The organism is Streptomyces sp. NBC_01264 (genome assembly GCF_026340675.1).
Taxonomy (GTDB): domain Bacteria; phylum Actinomycetota; class Actinomycetes; order Streptomycetales; family Streptomycetaceae; genus Streptomyces.
Genome location: NZ_JAPEOX010000001.1, coordinates 2,163,033 through 2,188,154 on the forward strand (window position 1 = coordinate 2,163,033; position 25,122 = coordinate 2,188,154).

23 protein-coding genes are annotated in these 25,122 nt (G+C 72.8%); 17 read left to right on the plus strand and 6 right to left on the minus strand.

Features of this window, described 5'->3' with window-relative positions; genetic code table 11:
• The first annotated feature begins 417 nt into the window (after positions 1-417).
• Positions 418-2,787, plus strand: coding sequence for a chitinase C-terminal domain-containing protein (locus tag OG435_RS09850; RefSeq protein ID WP_266876441.1), 2,370 nt, complete (start codon positions 418-420; stop codon positions 2,785-2,787).
• A gap of 133 nt (positions 2,788-2,920) precedes the next feature.
• Here OG435_RS09850 and OG435_RS09855 read toward each other — a convergent pair whose 3' ends face one another.
• Positions 2,921-4,099: an ROK family transcriptional regulator gene (locus OG435_RS09855; protein ID WP_266876442.1), complete on the minus strand. Its 1,179-nt coding sequence runs from the start codon at positions 4,097-4,099 to the stop codon at positions 2,921-2,923.
• Between the two features lie 54 nt (positions 4,100-4,153).
• Between OG435_RS09855 and OG435_RS09860 the strand changes: the two genes are divergently transcribed.
• The 4 genes from OG435_RS09860 (at position 4,154) to OG435_RS09875 (ending at position 8,254) form a co-directional block, all read left to right on the plus strand.
• Entirely contained in the window at positions 4,154-5,371 is a 1,218-nt protein-coding gene (locus OG435_RS09860; protein ID WP_266876443.1) for an MFS transporter, read from the plus strand.
• An 82-nt stretch (positions 5,372-5,453) separates the two neighbouring features.
• A complete protein-coding gene (locus tag OG435_RS09865; RefSeq protein ID WP_266881599.1) occupies positions 5,454-6,866 on the plus strand; it encodes a uracil-xanthine permease family protein in 1,413 nt (470 codons plus the stop codon).
• A gap of 76 nt (positions 6,867-6,942) precedes the next feature.
• The gene (locus OG435_RS09870) at positions 6,943-7,593 is read left to right on the plus strand and encodes a DUF5995 family protein (RefSeq protein ID WP_266876444.1); all 651 of its coding nucleotides are present in this window, start codon (positions 6,943-6,945) and stop codon (positions 7,591-7,593) included.
• A gap of 43 nt (positions 7,594-7,636) precedes the next feature.
• Entirely contained in the window at positions 7,637-8,254 is a 618-nt protein-coding gene (locus tag OG435_RS09875) for a hypothetical protein (protein ID WP_266876445.1), read from the plus strand.
• Between the two features lie 61 nt (positions 8,255-8,315).
• Here the strand turns inward: OG435_RS09875 and OG435_RS09880 are convergent, their stop codons facing one another.
• From OG435_RS09880 to OG435_RS09890, 3 genes are all read right to left on the minus strand, one after another.
• The gene (locus OG435_RS09880; RefSeq protein WP_266876446.1) at positions 8,316-10,013 is read right to left on the minus strand and encodes a flavin monoamine oxidase family protein; all 1,698 of its coding nucleotides are present in this window, start codon (positions 10,011-10,013) and stop codon (positions 8,316-8,318) included.
• 77 nt (positions 10,014-10,090) lie between these two features.
• Positions 10,091-10,891 (minus strand): carbon-nitrogen hydrolase family protein, encoded by an 801-nt coding sequence (locus OG435_RS09885; RefSeq protein ID WP_266876447.1) that lies wholly within the window; start codon positions 10,889-10,891, stop codon positions 10,091-10,093.
• A gap of 177 nt (positions 10,892-11,068) precedes the next feature.
• The gene (locus OG435_RS09890; protein WP_266876448.1) at positions 11,069-11,509 is read right to left on the minus strand and encodes a hypothetical protein; all 441 of its coding nucleotides are present in this window, start codon (positions 11,507-11,509) and stop codon (positions 11,069-11,071) included.
• A 342-nt stretch (positions 11,510-11,851) separates the two neighbouring features.
• On the opposite strand from OG435_RS09890, the gene OG435_RS09895 reads away from it, so the two are divergent.
• From OG435_RS09895 to OG435_RS09915, 6 genes are all read left to right on the plus strand, one after another.
• Entirely contained in the window at positions 11,852-12,559 is a 708-nt protein-coding gene (locus tag OG435_RS09895; protein WP_266876449.1) for a GNAT family N-acetyltransferase, read from the plus strand.
• Between the two features lie 93 nt (positions 12,560-12,652).
• Positions 12,653-12,763: a putative leader peptide gene (locus tag OG435_RS50095; protein WP_323182381.1), complete on the plus strand. Its 111-nt coding sequence runs from the start codon at positions 12,653-12,655 to the stop codon at positions 12,761-12,763.
• A gap of 102 nt (positions 12,764-12,865) precedes the next feature.
• Entirely contained in the window at positions 12,866-14,047 is a 1,182-nt protein-coding gene (locus tag OG435_RS09900; protein ID WP_266876450.1) for an LLM class flavin-dependent oxidoreductase, read from the plus strand.
• Positions 14,048-14,073: 26 nt separating this feature from the next.
• Positions 14,074-15,441, plus strand: coding sequence for an NtaA/DmoA family FMN-dependent monooxygenase (locus tag OG435_RS09905; RefSeq protein WP_266876451.1), 1,368 nt, complete (start codon positions 14,074-14,076; stop codon positions 15,439-15,441).
• Positions 15,442-15,496: 55 nt separating this feature from the next.
• Positions 15,497-16,642 carry an LLM class flavin-dependent oxidoreductase gene (locus OG435_RS09910; protein WP_266876452.1) on the plus strand — a complete coding sequence of 382 codons (1,146 nt, stop codon included), beginning with the start codon at positions 15,497-15,499 and terminating at the stop codon, positions 16,640-16,642.
• A gap of 147 nt (positions 16,643-16,789) precedes the next feature.
• The gene (locus OG435_RS09915; RefSeq protein WP_323187808.1) at positions 16,790-17,233 is read left to right on the plus strand and encodes a WhiB family transcriptional regulator; all 444 of its coding nucleotides are present in this window, start codon (positions 16,790-16,792) and stop codon (positions 17,231-17,233) included.
• Here OG435_RS09915 and OG435_RS09920 read toward each other — a convergent pair.
• Both OG435_RS09920 and OG435_RS09925 read right to left on the minus strand, forming a co-directional pair.
• Positions 17,211-17,666, minus strand: a complete 456-nt coding sequence (locus OG435_RS09920) for an Lrp/AsnC family transcriptional regulator (RefSeq protein ID WP_243334460.1) — start codon at positions 17,664-17,666, stop codon at positions 17,211-17,213. The genes OG435_RS09915 and OG435_RS09920 overlap by 23 nt on opposite strands.
• 10 nt (positions 17,667-17,676) lie before the next feature.
• Positions 17,677-19,146 carry an amino acid permease gene (locus OG435_RS09925; protein WP_266876453.1) on the minus strand — a complete coding sequence of 490 codons (1,470 nt, stop codon included), beginning with the start codon at positions 19,144-19,146 and terminating at the stop codon, positions 17,677-17,679.
• Between the two features lie 309 nt (positions 19,147-19,455).
• On the opposite strand from OG435_RS09925, the gene OG435_RS09930 reads away from it, so the two are divergent.
• The 6 genes from OG435_RS09930 to OG435_RS09955 all read left to right on the plus strand — a co-directional run bounded on the left by OG435_RS09930 (position 19,456) and on the right by OG435_RS09955 (position 25,059).
• Complete coding sequence (locus tag OG435_RS09930) at positions 19,456-20,580, plus strand: LLM class flavin-dependent oxidoreductase (protein ID WP_266876454.1); 1,125 nt, start codon at positions 19,456-19,458, stop codon at positions 20,578-20,580.
• Positions 20,577-21,416 carry an SDR family NAD(P)-dependent oxidoreductase gene (locus OG435_RS09935; RefSeq protein ID WP_266876455.1) on the plus strand — a complete coding sequence of 280 codons (840 nt, stop codon included), beginning with the start codon at positions 20,577-20,579 and terminating at the stop codon, positions 21,414-21,416. The genes OG435_RS09930 and OG435_RS09935 overlap by 4 nt, the downstream gene beginning before the upstream one ends.
• The gene (locus tag OG435_RS09940) at positions 21,413-22,489 is read left to right on the plus strand and encodes a GDSL-type esterase/lipase family protein (protein WP_266876456.1); all 1,077 of its coding nucleotides are present in this window, start codon (positions 21,413-21,415) and stop codon (positions 22,487-22,489) included. The genes OG435_RS09935 and OG435_RS09940 overlap by 4 nt, the downstream gene beginning before the upstream one ends.
• Before the next feature lie 138 nt (positions 22,490-22,627).
• Positions 22,628-23,575, plus strand: coding sequence for an SCO0930 family lipoprotein (locus tag OG435_RS09945; protein ID WP_430625748.1), 948 nt, complete (start codon positions 22,628-22,630; stop codon positions 23,573-23,575).
• Between the two features lie 144 nt (positions 23,576-23,719).
• On the plus strand, positions 23,720-24,595 hold the full coding sequence (locus OG435_RS09950; protein WP_266876458.1) for a LytR/AlgR family response regulator transcription factor: 876 nt from the start codon (positions 23,720-23,722) through the stop codon (positions 24,593-24,595).
• Between the two features lie 188 nt (positions 24,596-24,783).
• Positions 24,784-25,059, plus strand: coding sequence for a hypothetical protein (locus tag OG435_RS09955; protein WP_266876459.1), 276 nt, complete (start codon positions 24,784-24,786; stop codon positions 25,057-25,059).
• Positions 25,060-25,122: the final 63 nt, after the last annotated feature.

The following is a 25,122-nucleotide window of genomic DNA, read 5'->3' on the forward strand; positions in this document are numbered from 1 at the left end:
CGGGTGATCGGCGGCCATGCGGGTGAGTCAATGTGGCCTGGGTCACACATTCGGTCATTCCCGGGTGCACCGATGGACCCATTCGGCCGATTCTCTCCCTCACGGACCCCCTGTCGGATCCCGTGTCGGACCCCCCTGTCGGACCCCCCGCCGGACCCCCTGACGGATCCGCGCCGGACTCGCACCGGATCCACGCCGGACCTTGAGCGGCGCTTGACGGGCGCTTGACGGAACCCGCACCGAACCTTGCCGATCGCGCACTTTGGTCCAGACCTATTGACGGGTTGGTCTAGTCCTCTTAACGTTCCCTTCATCTTCCCCGGGAGACAGCCCGTCAGATGTGCGCACGTCACGGGCCAACACGCACCACGTCTCAGCCTGTTGTGTCCTGCCATCCTCCCCTCCCCAGGAGGCACAATGCTGTCCCCCACCAAGACGAGGGCCATGCTCCTGACGTCCGGCGCCGCAATCGCCGGGCTTCTGGTCGCGGGGCTCTCGGCGGGCGTCTCGCACGCCGCCGACAACGAGTCCTGTCGCCCCGACGGTCTGTACAAGACCGCGGGCGTGGACGTCCCGTACTGCTCGGTCTACGACACCGAGGGCCGCGAGAAGATGGGCGCCGACCACCAGCGCCGCGTCATCGGCTACTTCACGGGCTGGCGCACGGGCAAGGACGGCACCCCCGCCTACCTGCCCGGCAACATCCCGTGGTCCAAGGTCACCCACCTGAACTACGCCTTCGCCCACGTCGACGGCAACAACAAGATCTCGGTCGGCGCGGACAACGCGAACAACTCCGCCACCGGGATGACCTGGCCGGGCGTCGCCGGCGCCGAGATGGACCCCGCCCTCCCCTACAAGGGCAATTTCAATCTTCTGAACAAATTCAAGAAGCAGAACCCGAACGTCAAGACGCTGATCTCGGTCGGCGGCTGGGCGGAGACCGGCGGCTACTTCGGCGACGACGGCAACCGCGTCGCGTCGGGCGGCTTCTACTCGATGGCCACCAACGCCGACGGCTCGGTCAACCAGGCCGGCATCAACACCTTCGCGGACTCCTCGGTCGAGTTCATCCGCAAGTACGGGTTCAACGGCGTCGACATCGACTACGAATACCCGACCACCATGAAGGACGCGGGCAACCCGCTGGACTGGCAGCTGTCCAACGCCCGCCGGGCCGGGCTGGTCCAGGGCTACGACGCCCTGATGAAGTCCCTGCGCGAGAAGCTCGACCGGGCCGGCGCCGCCGACGGCAAGCACTACCTGCTGACCGTCGCCGCCCCCTCCTCCGGCTACCTGCTGCGGGGCATGGAGACCTTCCAGATGCAGAAGTACCTGGACTACGTCAACATCATGTCCTACGACCTGCACGGCGCCTGGAACGAGTACGTCGGCCCCAACGCCTCGCTCTTCGACGACGGCAAGGACGCCGAGCTGGCGGCCGCCAACGTCTACGGCAGCTCCCAGTACGGCGGCATCGGCTACCTCAACACCGACTGGGCCTACCACTACTTCCGCGGCTCCATGCCGGCGGGCCGCATCAACATCGGCCTGCCCTACTACACCCGCGGCTTCAAGAACGTCCAGGGCGGCACCGACGGCCTGTGGGGCAAGGCGGCCGCGACCACCTGCCCGGCCGGCGCGGGTCTGACCAAGTGCGGTGACGGCGCGGTCGGCATCGACAACCTGTGGCACGACAAGGACACCAACGGGGCCGAGTCCCCGGCCGGCTCCAACCCGATGTGGCACGCCAAGAACCTCGAGAAGGGGATCGTCGGCGACTACGTCACCAAGTACGGCTTCCCGGCGAACACCACGCTGACCGGCACCTACGTCCGCAAGTACGACGCGAACCTGGTCGCCCCGTGGCTGTGGAACGCGCAGAAGAAGGTCTTCCTCTCCACTGAGGACGAGCAGTCGGTGGCGGCCAAGGCCCAGTACGTGGTCGACCGCGGCATCGGCGGCACCATGGTCTGGGAGATGGCCGGCGACTACTCCTGGAACGCCGCGAAGGGCCAGTACGAGATCGGCGACACGCTGACCTCCGTGATGTACGACAAGTTCAAGGCGGCCTCCCCGTACGGCGCCAAGAAGTCCAACACCGCACTGCCCACGCAGGCCGTGGACATCAAGACCGAGTTCAACGAGTTCAAGCTCGGCGACTCCAACTACCCGATCACCCCGAAGCTCAAGATCACCAACAACACGAACGCGACGCTCCCGGGCGGCACGGAGTTCCAGTTCGACTACTCGACGGCGGCTCCGGCCAACGCCTCCGACCAGTCGGGCTTCGGCACCAAGGTGATCAAGAGCGACCACACCGGCAGCAACGTCGGCGGTCTGAAGGGCGACTTCCACCGGGTCTCGCTGAAGCTCCCGGCGTGGCAGACGCTCGCCCCGGGCGCCTCGGTCGACCTGGCCTTCAACTACTACCTGCCGGTGTCCACGCCCTCCAACTGGACGGTGAACATCTCCGGCACGACGTACGCCCTCGCCGGTGACCTGGCGCGCGGCACCACGGTGGTCCAGCCGGGTAGCACCACTCCGCCCACGACCCCGCCGACCACGCCGCCCACCACCCCGCCGACGACTCCCCCGACCACGCCGCCCACGACCCCTCCGGGCGGCACGTGCACCAACCCCGCGTACGTGGCGGGCACGGTCTACAACAGCGGCAACGTCGTCTCGCACCAGGGCCGCAACTGGAAGGCCCAGTGGTGGACGCAGAACGAAACGCCCGGCACCACGGGCGAGTGGGGCGTCTGGAAGGACCAGGGCGCCTGCTGACCCCCCTGCTGACCCCCGCCCGGTGACCGCACAGGTGACCGCGTAGGTGAAGGAACGTGAGGACCCGGTGGCCCGGCGGCCACCGGGTCCTCGCGTTCCCCGGACGGTCCGGAACACGGACCGGGCGCGGGGGTCAGGCCGTGAAGAGGACGGACTGCGCCGACTCGCGGGCGGCGAGGCGGGCGCCCGTGAGCACCGCCGTATCGCCGAGTGCGCCCGCGCGGACCTCGGTCGGGACCGGGCTCAGGGCGGTGAGGCGGCGGGCGACCCGGGCCGCCAGGGCGGGTCCGCCGGCGCGGCCGAGCTCCCCGCCGAGCACGACGCAGCCGGGGTCCAGGATCGCCGCGACGGCCGCCGCCCCCAGGGCCAGCCGGTCGGCCAGGGCGTCGAGGAACTCCGGTCCGGCGGCGCCCGCGACGGCCTCCTCGACCGGCCCGTCGTAGCCGTGGGCCGCGGCGAGGGCGGTCACCCCGGTCCGCCCGGCGAGTTGGTGGAAGCCGCCGTCGCAGTTCGCGGCCGACGGAAGGCCTCCCGTCCCGGGCACCGGCAGGAAGCCGATCTCCCCCGCTCCGCCGGAGGCGCCCCGGCGCAGCCGCCCGTCCAGGACCACGGCGGCGCCGACCCCTTCGCCGAGCCACAGCAGCACGAAGGAGTCCAGGTCCCGGGCGGCTCCGACGCGCTGTTCGGCCAGGGCCGCCAGGTTGGTCTCGTTCTCCACCACGACCACCGCCGGCAGCCGCCGCTGCACCGCCGCCACCAGGTCCCGGTGCCAGGCGGGCAGGCCCGCGGTGTCCCGGAGCTCCCCGGTGCCCGGGGCCACCAGCCCCGGCGCTCCGATCACCACCGTGTGGAGCCGGTCGGCGCCCGCCTCCGCGGCGAGCGCCTCCAGCCGGTCCACCATGTCGTCCACGGCGCCCACCGGCAGGTCCGCCTCGGCCAGTGGCCGCCCGAGGAGGTCGGCGACGACCGCGGTGGCGCCGCCCGTCCGTACGTCGAGCGCGGCGAGGTAGGCCCGCCGCGCGACGATCCCGTAGAGCTTGGCGTTGGGTCCCCGCCGCTGTTCGCCGGATTCCCCGACGACCTCGATCAGTCCGGCTCCGGTGAGCCGTTCCACCAGGTCGGCCACGGAGGGCCGGGACAGGCCGGTCAGCTCCTTGAGCTGGGGCGCCGTCAGGGGGCCCTCCTCCTGGAGGAGCTGGAGGGCGAGCCGGTCGTTGATGGCCCTGGCCGTGCTCGGCGAGGCGGGGGACGGAGCGGGGGACGCGGCGCGGGCGGTGGCGGTCAGGGCCTTGGCAGGAGTCACGGAGCCCATCCTAGGAGTTCCGGGGTCTAACTATCAGGCAGGGTACCTGATAGTTTACGGGTCATGACCGGGGAAACCGACCTCAGCCCGGCGCGACTGCGCCATGCCCGCTTCGCCATCGCCGGCGTCTTCTGCGCACACGGCGCGGTCACCGGATCCTTCGCGACCCGCATCCCCTGGATCCAGGAGCACGCGCAGCTCAGCGCGGGCACCCTGGGCCTGGCCCTCGCCTTCCCCGCGCTCGGCGCGGCGCTCACCATGCCGCTGGCCGGCCGCATCAACCACCGCTTCGGCGCGCGCACCGCCCTGCGGATGCTGCTGAGCCTGTGGACGCTCGCCCTCGTGCTCCCGAGCCTCGCCCCGAACCTGTGGACGCTCTGCTTCGTGCTCTTCGTCTACGGAGCCACCGCCGGCATGTCGGACGTGGCGATGAACGCGCTGGGCGTGGAGACCGAGAACCGGCTGAAGCGCTCGATCATGTCCTCGCTGCACGGCATGTGGAGCGTGGGCGCCCTGATCGGCTCGGCCGCCGGCACGGTCGCCGCGCACGCCGGCGCCGATGCCCGTCTGCACCACCTGATCGCCGCGCTCACCCTGACGCTGGCCGGACTGATCGCCGTACGGGGCGTCCTGGACCTGCGGACGGACACCGGCGGGGAGGAGGCGCCGCCGCACTTCGCGCTGCCTCCGAAGTCCGCGCTGTTCATCGGCGCGATCGGTTTCTGCGCGGTCTTCGCGGAGGGCGCGAGCCTGGACTGGTCCGCGGTGTACCTGCGGGACGTGCTGCACACCGACGCCGGTCTCGCCGCCGCCTCGACCACCGCCTTCGCGCTGACGATGGCCCTCGCCCGGCTGGTCGGGGACAAGGTCGTGGACCGGTTCGGGGCCGTACGCACCGTCCGCGCGGGCGGCGCGCTGGCCACGGCGGGCGGGCTGCTCGTGGTCACGGTCCACGAGCCGGCCGCGGCCCTGACCGGCTTCGGGCTGATCGGGCTCGGCATCGCCGTGGTGGTCCCGCTGGCCTTCGCGGCGGCCGCGCGCAGCGGTCCCGCCCCGGCGCAGGCCATCGCCGGTGTCGCGACGATCACGTACACCTCGGGGCTGATCGCCCCGTCGGCGATCGGAGCGGTGGCCGACGCGACCTCGCTGGTGGTGTCGTTCGGGCTGGTCACGCTGCTGTCGTTCGCACTGATCGTGGGGGCGACCGTACTGCGGCAGCGGCCGGTGGCGGCGGAGGTCCCGGCCGTCAACCAGGACGAACCTGCACCTATCCGGCCGTAATATGGCGCCTGGTCACCGGCGGCCTCGTAGCGTGACCGCGCTCCCGGCGAATGGCCGAAGAACGAACGAAATGCGGTGGAACATGGGCCTCGGCGTGCGCTGGACCCTGCACGGAGACGGGCGGACCCCCGCCCCCGGCGCGGTGGTGCGGCCGGACGAGCGGCTGTCGTGGCCGCGGACCGCCGGGCTGGGCGCCCAGCACGTCGTGGCCATGTTCGGAGCCAGCTTCGTGGCGCCGGTCCTGATGGGGCTGGACCCGAACCTCGCCATCATGATGTCCGGTGTCGCCACCGTCATCTTCCTGCTGGCGACCCGCGGCCGGGTCCCCTCGTACCTGGGCTGCTCGCTCTCCTTCGTGGGGGTCGCGGCGGCGATCCGGGCGAGCGGCGGGGACAGCGCGGTCGTCACGGGCGCGGTCTTCGTGGTCGGCGCGGCCCTGTTCCTGGCGGGGCTGGCGGTCCAGCGCTTCGGGGCCCGGATCATCCACGCGGCGATGCCGCCGGTGGTGACGGGCGCGGTCGTGATGCTGATCGGTTTCAACCTGGCGCCCGTGACCGCGTCCACGTACTGGCCGCAGGACCAGTGGACGGCCCTGCTGACCATGGCCTTCACCGGGCTGGCCGTGGTCTGCCTGCGGGGGTTCTGGTCGCGGATCGCGATCTTCCTCGGCCTGGTCTTCGGGTACGGCCTCTCCTGGATCCTCGACCTCGTCTTCGGCAAGATCCACTCGACGGTCGGCGGCCCCGAGGCTGTGGACCACTGGCGGCTCGACCTGTCGGGCGTCGCCAAGGCCGACTGGGTCGGGCTGCCGACCTTCCACGCGCCGGCCTTCGAGTGGTCGGCGATCCTGATCGCCCTGCCCGTGGTCATCGCGCTGATCGCCGAGAACGCCGGACACATCAAGGCCGTCGGCGAGATGACCGGCGACTCCCTCGACGACAAGCTCGGCACGGCCATCGCGGCCGACGGCGCCGCGTCGATGCTGTCCACGGCCGTGGGCGGCCCGCCGAACACCACGTACTCCGAGAACATCGGCGTCATGGCGGCCACCCGCGTCTACTCCACGGCGGCCTACTGGGCGGCGGCCGGGTTCGCCCTCCTCTTCGGCCTGTGCCCCAAGTTCGGCGCGGTCGTCGCCGCGATCCCCGGCGGGGTGCTGGGCGGGATCACCGTGATCCTCTACGGCATGATCGGCCTGCTCGGCGCGCAGATCTGGATCAACGGCCGGGTGGACCTGCGCAATCCGCTGAACCTGGTGCCGGCCGCGGCGGGCATCATCATCGGCGTCGGCGGGGTCGAGCTGAACATCACCGACAGCTTCGAGCTGGGCGGGATCGCGCTCGGCACGATCGTCGTGATCACCGGCTACCACGCGCTGCGGTACTTCGCTCCGCCGCACCTGAAGCAGCAGGAACCGCTGCTGTACGCGGGCACGTCGGCGTACGACGAGGCGGACGGGAGCCCTGCCGGGGAGCCCGGGGACAAGCGGGGTTGACGGAGTTTCGCCCGAACCGGCGACGCTCACGGCCAAGTTCCCCTGATCCCGGCCCGCGGCTGCGACGCTGCGTCCCATGGTCCCCATGGAAGCGGTGCTGGCGCGGATGCGCGCCCTGGACGAGCGGCTCCCCGAGCGGGACGGCGTCGCCGTCTTCAACCGGGTGTACCTCACGGTGACGCAGACCCTGCACGAGGGGATCACCCAGGGCGCGTTCCCCTCGCCGCGCAGGGCGGAGGCGCTCAGCGTCCGCTTCGCCGAGCGCTACCTGACGGCGGTGGAGGCGGAGCGGGCGCCGGCGTGCTGGCGGCCGCTGCTCCAGTACCGCCGCCACCCCGGGATCCGGCCGCTCCAGCACGCACTGGCCGGGATCAACGCGCACATCGGCCACGACCTGGCGCTGGCCGTGGTCGCCACCTGCCGCTCGCTCGACTGCGAACCGGCCGCGCTCGAAGCGGACTTCGACCGGGTCGGCGACACCCTGGTCTCCCTGGAGGAGCACATTCGGGAGGACCTGATGCCGGGCCCGGACCTGCTGGAGGTCGCGGACCCGCTGACGCATCTGCTCGGCGCCTGGAGCCTGGAGCGGGCCCGCGCGGGGGCCTGGGCGTCGGCCCGTCTGCTCTGGTCGCTGCGGCGCTCCCCCGACCTGGCGGAGGAATTCACCGAGTCCCTCGACGCGGGCGTCGGCCTGGTCGGCCGCTGCCTGCTGACCCCTACGGGCTGATATCCCGGTGCGTGCCGTGAGCACGCGCGCCTAGGCTCGGCCGATGACCAGCTTCGCCACGCACCGGCTCCGCGTGCACGACGCCACGCTGCCGGTCCACCGGCGGATGTCGGCCCTGCGCACCTGCCTGACCCAGTTCGCCCCGTACGGGCTCCGCGCGACCTTCCACCACCTGCGGGGCAGTGCGGGCATCCCCCGCGACCCGGCCCGGGACCCCGATTCGCTGGTGCGGGCGGTGGAAGAGCTCCAGGCCGCCCGTGAGGTGTGGGTACCGGGCATCCGCGCCTGGCAGGCGGCCCGGCGGATCCAGAAGCGGGCCGGGGTACGCCTGCCGCACCCGCCCGAACCACGGCCCTGGGTGTCGTGTCCGAACCTGGAGTTCCATCCGCTGGGCCCGCTGGCCGAGGTGATGCCCCGGATCCTGCGGGCCCGGGAGTACACGGGTGAGGGCTGCGCCGTGTGCGAGGCCGCCCGCTCCGTCATGAACTGGAGCGACGGCCACCGCGTGTACGCGCTGTGCACGCACTGCGGGGTGGAGCGGGGCCCTTCGGCCCCGGACCCGGTCTACGACCTCCACCGCCGGATCGCCTGCGCGGCGCGCTGGGGGGCCGTCTGGCGCGGGGACGCGGAGTGGGAGCGGCCGTACCCGCCCCGAGCATGAGAACGGGCCGCCCCCGCGCACGGGGGCGGCCCGCGGTCACGGGTCCGGAGGGCCTGGGGGGTCAGTCCTCCGGGAGTTCGACCGGGGCTATCTCGTCGTAGACGTCGCCCGGGCCGGGGTTGGTGGAGTCCGTGGAGCCGCCGAGGTGGTGCATGACGCCCCAGACGGCGTTGAGGGCCGTCTGGACGGCGCCCTCCGCCCAGCCCGCCGTCCAGGAGATGTCGTCGCCCGCGAGGAAGATGCCGCGCTTGTCCTCGGGGAGGCGGTCCTGCATGAAGTGGGTGAACAGGCGGCGCTGGTAGCGGTAGTGGCCCGGCAGGTTGGCCTTGAACGCGCCCATGAAGTAGGGCTCGTTCTCCCAGGACACGGTCACCGGGTTGCCGATGATGTGGCGGCGGATGTCGACCTTCGGGTAGATCTCGCCGAGGGACTTCAGCATGACCTCCATCCGCTCGTTCGCGGACAGCGGCAGCCACTTCAGGCTGTCGTCGCACCAGGTGTAGGAGAGGCAGATGACGGCCGGCTTGTCGGGGCCGTTGTCGAGGAGGTACGTGCCGCGGGTCATGCGGTCCGTGAGGGTCATCGACATGACGTCGCGGCCCGTCTCCTCGTCCTTGTCCAGCCAGAACGGGCGGTCGACGGGGATGAAGAGCTTCGAGGACTCCATGTAGTGGGTGCGCTCGATCGCCGTCCAGTGGTCGATCGGGAAGAGCGTGTCGTCGCACGCGATCTTCGAGAGCAGCATCCAGGACTGGGCCGTGAAGATCGCGGCGCGGTACGTGCGGATGTCGCCCGAGGCGTCCGTGACCGTGATGCGGTTGCCCGCCGTGCGGTGCAGGCGGGTGACCGCCGGACGCGGGGTGCCCCCGTGCAGGGAGGACAGGGAGGTGCCCTGGGCCCAGTGCACGATCTTCTCGGGCTCGCGGTCCCACATGCGCAGCGGGAGCTGCTGCGAGCCGCCCACGATGCCGCGGTGGTGGTCGTCGGCCTCGGTGTAGACGACGCGCAGGATCTCCAGGATCGAGTTCGGGAAGTCGGTGTCCCAGCCGCCCGTGCCGAAGCCGACCTGGCCGAAGATCTCGCGCTTGCGGAAGGACTTGAAGGCCTCGGACTTGCAGAGGAACCCGTAGAAGGTCTCGTCGTCGAGCTTCTCGACGAGCTTCGCCCAGATCTCCCGGATGCGCGGGACGTCCCGCTCGCGCATCGCGGTGTTCATGTCGGAGAAGTCGGCGCCCTCGTCCAGGCAGGCGTTCCACGCGGCGGAGACGTCGCGGTAGACCTGCGGGAGGTCGGCGATGGTCTCGGCGTAGTGGGTCTCGCCCTTGAGGTCGACCACCGTCGAGGGGGTGGCCTCGGCGAGCGGGTTCGGGAAGGGCTCGGTGACCAGGCCGACGAGGTCGATGTAGTGCTGGAGGGCCGTGGAGGACGGCGGGAAGCGCATGGCGCCCATCTCCGCGGTCAGTTCCTCGGTGCCCGCTCCCTCGAAGCCGACGGTGCGCAGCCGGCCGCCGATCTGGTCGGCCTCGTAGATGACGGGCTTGAGGCCCATCTTCATCAGCTCGTAGGCGGAGATGATGCCGGACAGCCCGCCGCCGATGACGGCGACCTCGGTGCCGTGCTCGGTCGCCGGTATCTGCCCGAGGCCCGCCGGGTGGGCCAGGAAGTCGTCGTACGCGTAGGGGAAGTCCGGGCCGAACATCGTGATCGGCAGCGCGCCGTCGCTGTGCGGGACGGCGGTGGTGGGCACCGTGGACGTCATGGGGTACGACTCCTAGCGGGGTGGGGCAGGGGGAAGGGCGAGCGGGAGGGGAGGCGACGGCGGGCGCGGGGCCGCGGTCAGACGAGCGAGGCGTACAGCCCGGGGCGCCGGTCGCGCAGGTACGGGTTGGTCTCGCGCGAGACGCGCAGCAGCTCGGGGTCGGCCTCGCCGAACACCAGCTCCTCGCCGCGTCCGGCCCTGGTCCGGGTGACCCCGTCGGGGCTCGCCAGGCAGCTGAGTCCGACGAACTCGAACTCGCCTTCCGGGCCGGTGCGGTTGACGTACGCGATGTACATCTGGTTCTCGAAGGCCCGTACGGGGACCAGCTGTTCGGCGACGAACTGGAACGGGTGCATCTGCGCGGTCGGCACCAGGAGGAGGTCGGTGCCGGCGAGCGCGTGCGCCCGGACGTTCTCGGGGAACTCCACGTCGTAGCAGATCATCACGCCGACGCGCAGGCCACCGAGGTCCGCCTGGACCACCGGGGTGTCGCCGGGGGTGAAGGCCGCCTGCTCGAAGCAGCCGAAGAGGTGGGTCTTGCGGTAGTTCGCGAGCCGTTCCCCGTCGGGGCCGACGAGCTGCGCCGCGTTGTAGACGGCCTCGCCGTCGCGCTCGGGGTAGCCGTAGAGCACGGCCAGCCCGTGGCGGCGGGCGATCTCGCCGATGGCGCGGGCGGACATGCCGTCGGCCGGTTCGGCGAGCCGGGCGATGTCCTCGATCTCCAGCGCGTAGCCGGTGAGGAACATCTCCGAGGTCACGAGGAGTCCGGCCCCCGCCTGTGCGGCGCGGGCCGCGGCCTCGTCGAGCGCCTTCAGGTTGTCGGCGGTGTCGCCGAGCCGTCCGGAACTCTGGAGGAGGGCGGTGCGCAGCGGGGGCATGGGCGAACCTCTGTGGCAGGAGGGGTGGGGGTCCCTAAACGGTACGTTCGCGCGTTCGACCGGGACAAGGTGTGACCGTTGCGCTCCGCGCATCGATTCGTTGCGCATCGGAGGGAGAAGGCGGCGATTCGTTGCGCGAAGGCCGTACGAACGGTCCGAAAGGCCTTTTCGTGAGGTCTACCGGCCCGGGCGGAAGGCCGGGTGCACGCTCAGCCTGCGCAGGTCTTCCAGGATGTCGGGAGCGTGGTTGGAGACCACCCGGCCGCTCCAGCCGTCGCAGAGCGCGGGGACGGTGAGGGTGCCGTCGTGATCGTGCCCGGCGGCCTCGTAGGCGCGGCGCAGCGCCTCGTGCCCGGCGGGGTCGGAGCCGGGCCGCAGGACGGTCAGCGCCACGGTGTCCCGCAGGCCCAGGTCGGCGAAGGCGGCGGTGACGCCGAGGCAGCTCGGACAGTCGTCGGCGGCGACGTAGAGCCGGTACCGGTGCGGTTCCGGCGAGAATCCGGTCCCGATCCGGCCCCGCAGGAGGGCGGCCCGGCCGCGGCTCCGGGTCGGGACGGGGGGCTGCGCAGGGGCCTGGACAGGGATCTGGACATGGGTCTGCACGGGCGTCGTGGGCATGGGTCTCCTCGGTCTGTGTGCGTACGTGCGTGCGTGCTCGGCGGGCCTCAGGAGGCCGGGGCCGTGGCACTGCAGACGCGGAGGAGATCTATGTGCAGCCTGCGGGTGAGCCAGGAGCGGCGCAGCGGGGAGGTGGTGGAGGAGGGTGTGGTGAGCTGATCCACCGGGCCCCCTTCCTGTCCGCGCCCGCATTAGGCTGGCGTTCGCAGTCTCACGGCACCGCCGGGGGCCGTCAAGACCGCCCGCACGAGTGCCTGAGCGAGTGCCTGCTCGGGTGCCTGAGCGAGTGCTGCTCGGGTGCTTGCCCGGGCGCCCGCGCCCGATGGAAGGAAACTCCCGCCCATGTCCCGCGAGTCCCGGCCCGACGCAGTCCTCGACAACCCCGTCTGGGCCGCGCTCGGCGGCCCGCACCGGGGTTTCGCCGAGCTCGGTCCCGCCGGACTCGCCGCCCGGTACCCGGCCGGAGTGTCACCCTTCGCCGCGCTCCACGACCCGGAGGACCCGCGGGCCTGGGCGGACCTGGCCGAGCTCGTCGGCCCCGGCCGGGAGGTCTGGGTGACCGGGCTGCCGACCCCGCCCGCGGGCTGGGAGACCCTGATGTCGATACCGGGCGTGCAGCTCGACGGCCGGGCGGTGCCCGGCAAGGAGGAGCCGGAGGCGGTCCCGCTGGGGCCCGCCGACGTGGCGGAGATGCTGGAGCTGGTCGAGCTGACCCGGCCCGGCCCGTTCGGAGACCGCACCGTCGAGCTGGGCACGTACCTCGGGATCCGCCGGGGCGGCCGGCTCGTCGCGATGGCGGGCGAGCGGATGCGGCCGCCGGGCTGGTCGGAGATCAGCGCGGTGTGCACGCACCCCGACCACCGTGGCCAGGGGCTCGCCGGGCGGCTGATCCGTGCGGTCGCGGCCGCCGTGGAGGAGCGCGGGGACACCCCCTTCCTGCACGCCGCGGCGCAGAACACCTCGGCCGTGGGGCTGTACCTCTCGATGGGCTTCACCCTGCGCCGCGAGCCGGTGTTCATCGGGCTTCGCACGCCCGACACGAAGGCTTAACACGGATTGACATTCCACCCGTTGTGGCCCGGTCCCCGCTGATCTAGCGTCGGAAGGACGACCGGGAGCACGAGACGAAGGGGGTGGCCCGGCATGACCGTTCGCACCGCGGGTGACGCCCTCACCCCCCGCCGTGCCGTCCATCTGCACTCCCGCGCGCACATCGACCTGCTGCGCGTCGCCGGCTCCCTCTGTCGTTCCTGATCAGCGTTCCGCAGCCCGCGTCCCGCGCCCTGCGTCCGCGCCCCGCGTCCCGCGAGCCCTTCCGTCCTTCGCCGCGCCGCCCGATCAGGAGGCCGTTCCGCCATGCCCGTGCACCCTTCTCCCTCCGCTTCCCCCTCCCCCGCGCTCCACCTCGCCGTGGCCCTCGACGGGGCGGGCTGGCATCCCGCCGCCTGGCGCGAACCGGGGGCCGGCGCCGACCGGTTGTTCACCGCCGGCTACTGGGCCGCGCTCGTCGCCGAGGCGGAGGCCGGGCTGCTGGACTTCGTCACCTTCGAGGACTCACTGAGCCTGCAGTCCACCGATCCGGCGGGGCCCGACGGCCGCACCGACCTGGTGCGGGGCCGGCTCGACGCGGTGCTGGTCGCCGCCCGGGTGGCGCCGCTCAGCCGGCACATCGGGCTGGTCCCGAGCGTGGTGGCCACCCACACCGAGCCCTTCCACGTCTCCAAGGCGCTCGCCACCCTGGACTACGTGAGCCGCGGGCGCGCCGGGCTGCGCATCCAGGTCTCCGAACGCCCGGACGAGGTAGGCCACTTCGGGCGCCGTACGGCACCCCTGGACCCGGCGGAGCTGTACGCGGAGGCCGCCGACCACGTCGAGGTGGTGCGCCGGCTGTGGGACAGCTGGGAGGACGACGCCGAGATCCGGGACGCGGCCACCGGGCGGTTCATCGACCGCGCCAAACTGCACTACATCGACTTCGAGGGCCCCCGATTCAGCGTGAAGGGCCCCTCCATCACCCCCCGGCCGCCCCAGGGCCTGCCCCCGGTCAGCGCACTGGCCTCCGACACCGCCGTGTACCCCTTCCTCGCCCGGTCCGCCGACATCGGCTACGTGACGGCGCGCGATGCCGGCGAGGTCCGCGCCGCCGTCGCCGCGCTCCCCGCCACCCCGCACCTGTTCGGCGAGCTGACGGTCTTCCTCGACGAGCGGCAGGCCACGGCGGAGCGACGGCTCCAGCGGCTGGACGCCGCGCACGGGGCCGCGTACACGAGTGACAGCCGCGTCTTCGCGGGGACCGCGGCGGACCTCGCCGACCTGCTGCTGGAGTGGCGGGAGGCCGGGCTGACCGGCTTCCGGCTGCGGCCGGGCGTCCTCGCCCACGACCTGCCGGCGATCACCCGCGGCCTGGTCCCGGAGCTCCAGCGGCGCGGGGTCTTCCGGCGGTCCTACGAGGCCTCCTCGCTCCGCGGCCTGCTGGGGCTGGCGCGCCCGGCGAACCGGTACGCCGCCGCCGCTTCCCTCACTTCCCCCGCCGCCTGATTCCCCAGGAAGGACCGACAGCAGTCATGAGCAAGCCGCTCAAGCAGATCCATCTCGCAGCGCACTTCCCCGGGGTCAACAGCACCACCGTGTGGAGCGACCCGGCCGCCGGGAGCCAGATCGACTTCGATTCCTTCGTCCATTTCGCGCGGACCGCCGAGCGCGCGAAGTTCGACTTCCTCTTCCTCGCCGAGGGCCTGCGCCTACGCGAACAGGGCGGCGAGATCTACGACTTGGACGTCGTGGGCCGCCCGGACACCTTCACCGTGCTGGCGGCGCTCGCCGCCGTCACCGAGCACCTCGGGCTGACCGGCACCATCAACTCCACCTTCAACGAACCGTACGAGGTGGCCCGCCAGTTCGCCTCCCTGGACCATCTGTCGGGGGGCCGCGCCGCCTGGAACGTGGTCACCTCCTGGGACGCCTTCACCGGCGAGAACTTCCGGCGCGGCGGCTTCCTGCCGCGCGAGGAACGCTACGAGCGGGCAAGGGAGTTCCTCGACACCGCCCACGAGCTCTTCGACTCCTGGGACGGCGGCGAGATCCTCGCCGACCCGGCCTCCGGGGAGTTCCTGCGCGACGCGGGCCCCGGCGCCTTCGCCCACGGGGGCAAGCAGTTCGACATCTCCGGGCACTTCAACGTGCCGCGCAGCCCGCAGGGGCGGCCGGTGATCTTCCAGGCGGGCGATTCGGACGAGGGCCGGGAGTTCGCCGCGGCCTCCGCGGACGCCATCTTCGGCCGGTACCGCACGCTGGAGGAGGGCCGCGTCTTCTACGCGGACGTGAAGGGGCGCCTGCCCCGGTACGGACGCACCCCCGACGAGCTGAAGATCCTGCCGGCGGCGAGCTTCGTGCTCGGCGACACCGACGCCGAGGCGCGGGAACTGGCCCACGAGGTACGGCTCCAGCAGGTCAGCGGGGCGACCGCGATCAAGTACCTGGAGCACGTGTGGAACCGGGACCTGTCCGGCTACGACCCGGACGGGCCGCTGCCGGAGGTCGATCCCGAGCCCGGTGAGAACACCATCGCGCTGGGGCGGGCGAGCGTGCGCATGAACGGGGACCCGCTGGCCGTGGCGCGGGAGTGGCGGGAGCTGGCCGCCGCCGAGGGCCTGTCGATCCGGGAGCTGATGATACGGACGACCGCCCGGCAGTCCTTCGTCGGCTCGCCCCTCACCGTCGCGCAGTCCATCGACGCCCTGGTCCAGGCGGACGCGGCCGACGGTTTCATCCTGGTCCCGCACCTGACGCCCGGCGGGCTCGACGCCTTCGCGGACACCGTGGTCCCGCTGCTCCAGGAGCGCGGGGTGTTCCGCCGCGAGTACGCGGGCCCGACGCTGCGCGACCACCTCGGGCTGGCCGCGCCGCGCGCGCTCGCCCCGGTCCGCGGCTGAAGAGCGCGGACCCGCAGACCCGAATCCGAAGTCGCACCAGAGAAGGGGCCACACCATGCCCGGTATCCCGCTCGGGGTCCTCGACCTCATCCCGATCCCGTCCGGCTCCACGGCGGCCGACGCCCTGCGCTCCACCGTCGACCTGGCCCGGCAGGCGGAGCGGTTCGGGTACGCCCGCTACTGGTTCGCCGAGCACCACCTGAATCCGGGGGTCGCGGGGACCTCGCCCTCCGTCGTGCTGGCACTGACCGCCTCGGCCACCTCCACGATCCGGATCGGCTCGGGGGCGGTCCAACTGGGGCACCGCACGGCCCTGTCCACGGTCGAGGAGTTCGGCCTGCTGGACGCCGTGCACCCCGGGCGGATCGACCTCGGCCTGGGCCGCTCGGCGGGCGGTCCGCCCCCGCGCCGCGCCGGGGCCGAGCCGCCGGTGGCGTACACCACGGCGAACGGGCTGCGCATACCGAAGCCGTTCTCCTGGGCCCACCTGCGCGATCACCCGCGCATCGCGCTCCAGAACCGGCTGCTCCAGCTGCCGGGCGCCACGCCGCAGGAGTACGCCGAGCAAGTGGGCGACGTACTGGCCCTGTTGCGCGGGGAGTACCGCTCACCCGAGGGGGTGGAGGGGCGCGCCGTGCCCGGGGAGGGTGCCGAGGTACAGGTGTGGATCCTGGGCAGCAGCGCGGGGGTGAGCGCGGAGACGGCCGGGGCGGGCGGGCTGCGGTTCACGGCCAACTACCACGTGAGCCCGGCGAGCGTGCTGGAAGCGTCCGAGGCCTACCGGGCGGCCTTCAAGCCCTCGGCGGAGCCGGGCGGGCTGGACCGGCCGTACCTGAGCGTGTCCGCCGACGTGGTGGTGGCTCCGGACGACGACGAGGCCCGGGAGCTGGCCGCCGGGTACGCGCCCTGGGTGCACAGCATCAGGTCGGGCGAAGGCGCGATCCCCTTCCCTTCGCCCGGGGAGGCCCGGGCACTGACCCGGGACTGGTCGGCGGCCGACCACGAGCTGGTCGCGGACCGGGTGGAGACCCAGTTCGCCGGTTCCCCGGCCACCGTCGCCGACGCGCTGGAGCGGCTGTGGGAGGCGACCGGCGCGGACGAGCTGCTGATCACCACGATCACGCACGGGCACACCGACCGGGTGCGCTCGTACCGGCTGCTGGCCGGGGAGTGGGCCCGCCGGGGGCACCTGCGCCCGTAGGGGCGGCTCGGGGAGGCGGGAAGGAGGCCGGCGGGGAAGGAAGGCCGGCGGGAAGGCGGGGATGCGCCCGGCCGGGGTTTGGTGCCGTGCGGAGCGGTCACACGCGCAGGGAAACCTTCCGGCGACCGCAGCGCGAAAGGAACCGTCATGACCCACAGGGCCTCCAGGGCCGCCACGACCTCTGCGCCCCCTGCTCCGGCGACTCCCCGGATATCGGCCGGCGCGGCCCGGCTGCCCGGTCCGGCCCCCCACCACTGGCAGTGGCAGATGCGCGCGGCCTGCCGCGCACTCGGCTCGAACCGGTTCTTCCACCCCGCGGGCGAGCGGGGCGAGGACCGGGAGGAGCGCGACGCGGCGGCGAAGCGGATCTGCGCCGACTGCCCGGTGCGCGCCGCGTGCCTGGAGCACGCCCTGCGCACGCGGGAGCCGTACGGGGTGTGGGGCGGCCTGACCGAGGAGGAGCGCCGCGCGCTGCTCGTCCGCTCCCGCAGGACCGGCAGGAGCCCGGCCGCCCTCGCGGCCGCGGCGGCCACCGCGCCGGAGGGACGGACCGGGCGGAGCGGACCGGCTACGCGGGCGCGCCGGAAGTGAAGCGGCGCAGGAGCGGGGAGAGGACGAGCACGGACTTGGTGCGCTCCACGAAGGGCTCGCCCGCGATCCGCTCCAGGACCCGCTCGAAGTGCCTCATGTCGGAGGCGAAGATCTGGACGAGGGCGTCCGCGTCGCCGGTGACGGTCGACGCGGACACCACCTCGGGGTAGCGCTCCAGCCCCCGCCGGATGTCGTCCGGCGAGGTGTTGTGGCGGCAGTACATCTCGATGAAGCCCTCGGTCTCCCAGCCCATCGAGGCGGGGTCCACGCGGACGGTGAAGCCGGTGATGGCTCCTTCGGCGCGCAGCCGGTCCACACGCCGCTTGACGGCGGGGGCCGAGAGTCCGACCTCGGAGCCGATGTCCGCGAAGGAGCGGCGGGCGTCCTTGGCGAGGGCGTGCACGATGCGTTCGTCGAGATCGTTCAGTCGCACTGCGCGTGGATCACTTCTCTGCTGCGGCCGGTTCTACAGCGGCCAGACGGGAGCGGCGGATGCCGTACTGGAAGTAGATCACGAGCCCGACGGCCATCCAGCCACCGAAGACGATCCAGGTGGCGGTGTCCAGGCTGAACATCATGTAGGCGCAGGCGAGCAGACCCAGGATCGGCGTGACGGGGAAGAGCGCCACCTTGAAGGTGCGCGGCATGTCCGGGCGGGTCCTGCGCAGGATGACGACGGCGACGTTGACGAGGCCGAAGGCGAAGAGGGTGCCGATGCTGGTGGCGTCCGCCAGCTTGCCCAGCGGGATGAAGGCCGCGAGCGTCCCGCAGAAGAGGGAGACGATGACCACGTTGGCGCGGGGGGCGCCGCTCTTCGCGTCGACCCGGGCGAAGACCTTGGGCACGAGGCCGTCGCGGGACATGGCGAAGAGGATGCGGGTCTGTCCGTAGAGGACGGCGAAGACGACGGAGGCGATGGCCACGACGGCGCCGGCGGCCAGGACGACGCCCCAGAAGGTGTGGCCGGAGACGTCGGTCATGATCTGGGCGAGCGCGGCCTCGGTGCCCTCGAAGTCCTGCCACGGCATGGCGCCGACGGCGACGAAGGCGACGAGGACGTAGAGCACGGTCACGATCAGCAACGAGAGCATGATCGCGCGGGGCAGGTCGCGCTTGGGGTTCTTCGCCTCTTCACCGGCGGTGGAGGCGGCGTCGAAGCCGATGTACGAGAAGAAGAGCGTGGCGGCGCCGGCGCTGATGCCGGTGATGCCGAGCGGCGCGAGCGGGGCGTAGTTGCCGGCCTTGATGCCCATGAAGCCGATGCCGATGAAGAGCAGCAGGGTGACGATCTTCACGCCGACCATGATCGAGTTGATCCGGGCGCTCTCCTTGGCGCCGCGCATCAGGAAGACCATGGCGAGCAGGACGACGACCAGTGCCGGCAGGTTGATGAAGCCGCCTTCACCGAGCGGGGCCGAGACCCCGTCGGGGATGGTGACGCCTATGGTCCCGTCGAGGAGCTCGTTGAGGTACTCGCCCCAGCCGACGGCGACGGCCGCGACGGAGACCCCGTACTCCAGGACCAGGCACCAGCCGCAGACCCAGGCGACGAGCTCGCCCATGGTGGCGTACGAGTACGAGTACGAGGATCCGGAGACCGGCACCGAGCCGGCCAGCTCCGCGTAGGAGAGGGCCGAGAACAGGGCGGTCAGGCCCGCGATGACGAAGGAGATCGTGACGGCGGGGCCGGCCTTGGGGGCCGCGGTGCCGAGGACGACGAAGATGCCGGTGCCGAGCGTCGCGCCGATGCTGATCATCGTCAGCTGCCACATAGTGAGCGAGCGGCGCAGGGAGCCGCCCTCGCCCTGGCCGCCCTCGGCGACCAGCTGCTCCACCGGCTTGCGGCGCAGCAGGGGGTGGACCGCTTTGGGGCGCTCGGGGGTGAGCGGTGGCGCCTGGCCGTGATCGAGCACGAGGGGACTCCTTTGTCACTGCGGGTGGGGTTTCAGGCGTCGACCGCAGCGGTCCGGAGCAGGAGCAGGCCGAGAGGGCCTGGGCATGGGGGACCGCCGAGCAGGCGGTCCACGCCACTCCACGTACAGCGAGTGAGCCTACGAGCTGAGTGATACCGCCCGTAATGCACCATCCTTGCACATTGACGACTGATCGTTGCGCGGATCTGTCCTGGATGGTCCTTTGTTGCGCGGGGATGATCGATCAGTGCGCAAGCGACCTCGACCGGCATTCTTGACACTTCGTCAGATCTGCCGCAGCGTGCGGCCATGGACCTGGACGTGCTCTACGAGATCGACGTACCGCGGCCCTGGCGGGGAGCCCACCCGCACGGCCAGCGGGCCGCCGAGCAGCGCGCCTACCGGGAGGCGGTGGAGCAGATCCGGCTCGCCGACCGGATGGGCTTCCGTACCGTCTGGGCGGTCGAACACCACTTCCGCGAGGGCCGCTCCCACTGCCCGGCCCCCGAGGTGCTCCTCGGACACCTGGCCGGACTCACCGAGCGGATCCGGCTGGGCTTCGGCGTGACCCTGACCCCCTTCGCCTTCACCCCGCCGCAGCGCATCGCGGAGAAGGTCGCCACCGTCGACGTGCTCTCCGGCGGCCGGGTGGAATGGGGCACCGGCCGGTCCACGCCCATGGAGCAGGCGGCCTTCGGCGTGGATCGGGAGAAGTCCCGCGACGACTGGCGCGAGGCCATAGAAATCGTGACCGGAATGTGGCGCGAGGAGTACTTCGCGTACGAGTCGGAGCGCTTCACCTTCCCGCGCCGCATGGTCACCCCCAAACCCGTGCAGGATCCGCACCCGCCCGCCTGGATGGCGGCCACCTCCCCCGGCTCGGCGGAGGTCGCGGGCGCGCACGGCCTCGGGCTGCTCTCCTTCTCGATCATGCAGCCGCTGGAGGCGATGGCCGCCCAAGTGGCCGCCTACCGGGCCGCGGCCGCCGCCCCCAGTCCCCTCACCGACGTCACCACGGACCGGGTCGCGGCCTACACCCTGGTCCACGCCACCGGGCCGCGCGCCGAGCCGGGTCCGCGGGTCTGGGAGTCGGTCGCCTGGTGGTACTCCAACCTCGCGCGGTTCACGCTGGACTGGGAGCTGCCCCACCTGAGCCCCGAGGAGCGGGAGCGGACCTTCCCGCTGCTCACGCCGATCCTCGAAGGGAACCTACCCGTACGGGAGTTCAGCGACGGGGACATGATCCTCATCGGGGACGCGGAGACGATCGTCGCCAAGGCCAAGCGGTACGCGGACCTCGGCGTCGACCAGCTCATCTGCTACGTCCAGTGGGGGTACCTGGAACACCGCGAGATCCTGCGGACCCTGGAGATCCTGGGCAAGGAAGTCATCCCGGAGCTGGCCCGGTACACGCCCCGCAAGGCCTCCGCGTGAGCGACGGCCCCGACACCGTCGCGGACACCTCCCCCGACACCTCCCCCGTCCCCGACTACGCCGCCCTGCACCGCCTCGACGGCCGCGCCCTCGTCCTGCTCGGCGCCGGCAACGGCATCGGCCGCCAGACCGCCCACGCGCTGGCCGCGGGCGGCGCGCACGTGCTGTGCGTGGACGTGGACGAGGAGCGGGCCCGGGCGGTCGCCGCCGAGACCGGGGGCGTCCCGTACGCCGCCGACGTCACGCGGCGCGAGGCCGTACGGGAGCTCTTCGCCTCGGCGCCGGGACTGCTCGGCGGCCGTCCGGTCGGCGGGGTCGTCGACATCGTCGGCATGGCCCGGTACGCGGCGCTGCCCGAGCTGGACGACTCCGGCTGGGACTGGCACTTCGACCTGGTGCTGCGGCACGCCTGGCTGGCCGTCCAGTACGGCGGCGAGGCCGTCGCGGCGGCCGGCGGCGGACCGCTGGTCTTCGTCGCCTCCGTCTCCGGGCTGACCGCGGCCCCGCTGCACGCCGCCTACGGGGCCGCGAAGGCCGGCCTGATGTCGTTGGTGCGCTCGGCGGCGGTAGAGCTGGGTCCGCGCGGGGTACGGGTGAACGCGGTGGCACCGGGGGTGGTGTGGACCCCGCGGGTCGCCGCCCTGCTGGGTCCCGAGGGGCGCCGGCTCAACGCGGAGAACGCTCCGCTGGGCCGGGTCGCGGAGACCCGGGACATCGCGGCCGCGCTGTACTTCCTGGCGTCGCCGCAGTCCTCGTACATGACGGGCCAGACGCTGGTGGTGGACGGCGGCGTCGGCGTGAAGTTCCCGTACCCGACGGTCGGAGGCGCACGATGAGCACACGGGAAGCCGGACCGGACGCGGGCCCGGACGCGTCCTCGGCCGCGCACGCCCCCACGCACACCGACGCGGACGCCGGGCCCTGGCTGGACCCCGCCCCCTTCCTGCGCGGTGTGGCCTGGCTGGACGGGGGCCGCCCCGTGCGGGCCGACCCGGCCGACACCATGCGGCTGCCCTGGGACACCGGCGAGCGGGCCACCCTGCCCATCGGGGTGCGCCTGGAGTTCAGCGCGCCCGGCACCCGTGCGGTGGAGATCCACTACCGGGCGACCGTGCCCGGCCCCACCGACGCGCTGCGCGACCTCGCGCACGGATTCGCCCTGTGGGACCGGCACGGGGTGGTCTGCGAGCTGTACACCGAACCGGCTGCCGAGGCCGTCGTACGCCTCGAACTGCCGGGCATTTCCGGCCCGTTCACCATCCACCCGCCCGAGACCCAGTCCCCGCTGATCCTCGGCCTGCGCGGGATCGGCGGCCCGCTCGCCCCCGCACCGCCCACCACCCGCTGGGTGGTGCACGGCGACTCCATCACCGAGGGCTGGTGGTCCACCCGTCCCGCGCACGGCTGGCCCTCGGTGGCCGGGCGCTCGCTCGGCTGGGACACCGTCAACCTCGGCTACGCGGGCGCCGCGCGCGGGGAGCTGGCCTGCGCCGAGCAGATCGCCGGACTCCCCGCCGACGCCCTCACCCTCGCCTTCGGCACCAACTGCTGGTCCCGCGTGCCGTTTTCGGCCCCCCTGCTGTACGAGACCACCCGCGCGTTCCTCGAACTGGTCCGCCAGGGCCACCCCCGGACCCCGCTGCTCCTCCTCTCCCCCGTGCTGCGCCCCGACGCGGAGCGCACCCCCAACAAGCTGGGCGCCACCCTGGGCGCCCTGCGGGACGCAATGGAGCGCGCCACCCGGGAGCGGATCGCCGCCGGGGACGAGCGGCTGGTGCTGCTGCCGGGGCGGGAGGTGCTGGGCCCCGAGCACTTGGCGGACGGTCTGCACCCCAATGACGCGGGACACCGCACGCTCGGCCTCGCTGTGGCCACGGCCATGAGGCGGGCCGGGTTCGACCTGGGGTGAGTGAAACAGCCCACATCGGAGGAATTGAACAGATCGGCTCCGGCACGTCGTGTCCTGCACAAGTTGCCGCCGCTCCACTCCGCTCGGACGGACGAAAGCCGCGGCGCAGGCAGGGACACACACGTGGGAGAGATCAACATGGGCATCAAGCGCGGAACCACCCTGGCGGCCGTGGCGGCCGTCGTCGCACTCACCGCGACCGCGTGCGGCGGGAGCGACCCGGCGGGCGACAACGCCAAGCCGGCCGGAGCGGTCGCCGCTCCCTCCCAGGCCCCCTCCTCGGGCGACGGCTACGGCTCGGAGGCCGACGCGGCCGGTGCCGCCGGCGACGCCAAGCCCGGCGGTCAACTGGCCATCGCCCAGGACGAGAAGCTCGGCTCCGTCCTCACCGACAGCGCGGGCTTCACCCTCTACCGCTTCGACAAGGACACCGCCAAGCCGTCGAAGTCCAACTGCGACGGGGACTGCGCGAGGACCTGGCCGGTGGTCGCGGCCGGAGACGACACCGCCGCGGCGGGCATGGACCCGGCGCTGCTGGGCGAGGTGGTCCGTACCGACGGCAGCAAGCAACTGACGGTGGCGGGCTGGCCCGTGTACCGGTTCAGCAAGGACACCAAGGCGGGCGACACCAACGGGCAGGGCGTCGGCGGGACCTGGTTCGCGGCGGCCCCCGACGGCAAGAAGGCGGCCAAGGCGGCCCCCGCGCCCGGCGGCGCGGGCCAGGCCTCCGGCGCGCTGACCGTGGCCAAGGACCCCAAGCTCGGCGAACACATCGTCGACGGCAACGGAATGACCGTCTACCGGTTCAAGCCGGACACCGCGTGGCCCATGGTCTCCAAGTGCGAGGGCGCCTGCGTGGCCAAGTGGCCGGTCGTCCCGCCGGTGGACCAGGCGAACACCAAGGGGATCATCGAGAAGAACTACCTGGTGCTCGACCGCCCCGACGGCAAGAAGCAGCAGACCGTGAACTGCTGGCCGGTCTACACCTTCACCGGTGACAAGAAGGCCGGCGACATCAACGGCCAGGGCGTCGGCGGCACCTGGTACGCGGTCGCCCCCGACGGCAAGCTGATCACCGTCCAGTAGGCCCCCGCCCGGGCTTCCGCCTGCCGGCGCCCGTCCGACCACCCGACCGTCCGACCACCTGACCGCGCGGCCCCCGCCCCCCTCCCCCCGGGCGGGGGCCGCGCACCGTTCCGCCCCGGCCGGGCGGAACCTAGACTCCGCATCATGCTGCGCGTACTGGCCGTCGACGACGAGAAGCCCCTGCTCGAAGAGCTCCTCTACCTGCTGCGCTCGGACCCCCGGGTGCTCAGCGCCGAGGGTGCCTCGGACGCCACCGAGGCGCTGCGCCGGATCACCCGGGCGCTGGAGAGTGGGCCGGACGGTGCCGACGGCATCGACGTGGTCTTCCTCGACATCCACATGGCGGGGCTGACCGGGCTGGACGTCGCCCGGCTGCTGGCCGGGTTCGCGCGGCCGCCGCTGATCGTGTTCGTCACCGCGCACGAGGGGTTCGCCGTACAGGCCTTCGACCTCAAGGCCGTGGACTACGTGCTCAAGCCCGTACGGCCGGAGCGGCTGGCCGAGGCCGTGCGGCAGGCCTGGGCGCAGTCCGGCCGGTCCGGGGAGCAGCCCGTGGCGGCCGCCCCCGAGGCGGTGCCCGCGGTGCCCGCCGTACCGGCGGCCCGCGCGGCCGTCGCCAAGACCCCCGGGGCCCCCGTCGCGGCGGGCGCCGGGGCCTCCGCAGCCCGCGGCGCGGACCGCGCGCACGACCAGATCGCCGTCGAACTGGGCGGAGTCACCCGCTTCGTGGCGATCGCGGACATCACGTACGTGGAGGCCCAGGGCGACTACGCCCGGCTGCACACCGACGAGGGCACCAGCCATCTGGTGCGGATCCCGCTGGCCACCCTGGAGGAGCGGTGGGCGGCGCGCGGCTTCGTCCGCATCCACCGCCGCCACCTGGTCGCACTGGCCCGCATCGACGAACTGCGGCTGGACGCGGGCACCACCACGGTCCGCGTCGGCGCGGCCGAACTCCAGGTGAGCCGCAGGCACACACGGGAGCTGCGGGACCTGCTGATGCGCCAGGCCATGGGCTGAACCGCCCCGGGCCGGGGCGGAGCCCCGAGGGGGCCCGCGCCGACCGCCCGGCGCTGCGGCGGACCGTTCACCGTGCGGGCAGGTGCGTACGGCGATCCGCCCGGGCCGTCGGCCGCAGCGCCGGCCGGACCGCCCGCCCGGGCGGGCTTCCGCGGGTATCGTGGATCTTCGGCCCCGGGAGGAAGCGGATGTCCGAAATCCAGGCGCTGCTCGACGCGCTGACCGGACTGCCCCGCACCCGGCCGGCCGGTCCCGCCGAGGCGGAGGTGCTGCTGGCCCGCCTGCGGAGCGCGGCCGCACGCTGGGCCGATGTCCTGTACGAGGCCCAGGAGGGCGCGTACGGACACCTGCCGCCCCGGGCCGAGGCGGCCCTGACGCTGGCGTTCCGGCGCGCCGAGGAATCGTACGTGGAGCTGGAGATCGCGCTGCGCGACTGCGCGGAGCACCGCGATCCCGCCCGCTGAGCCGGGCCGTCCGGATCCGGCCTGACCTGCGAGAGGGCCTGTCGCCTCGTCCGGGGGCGTGCG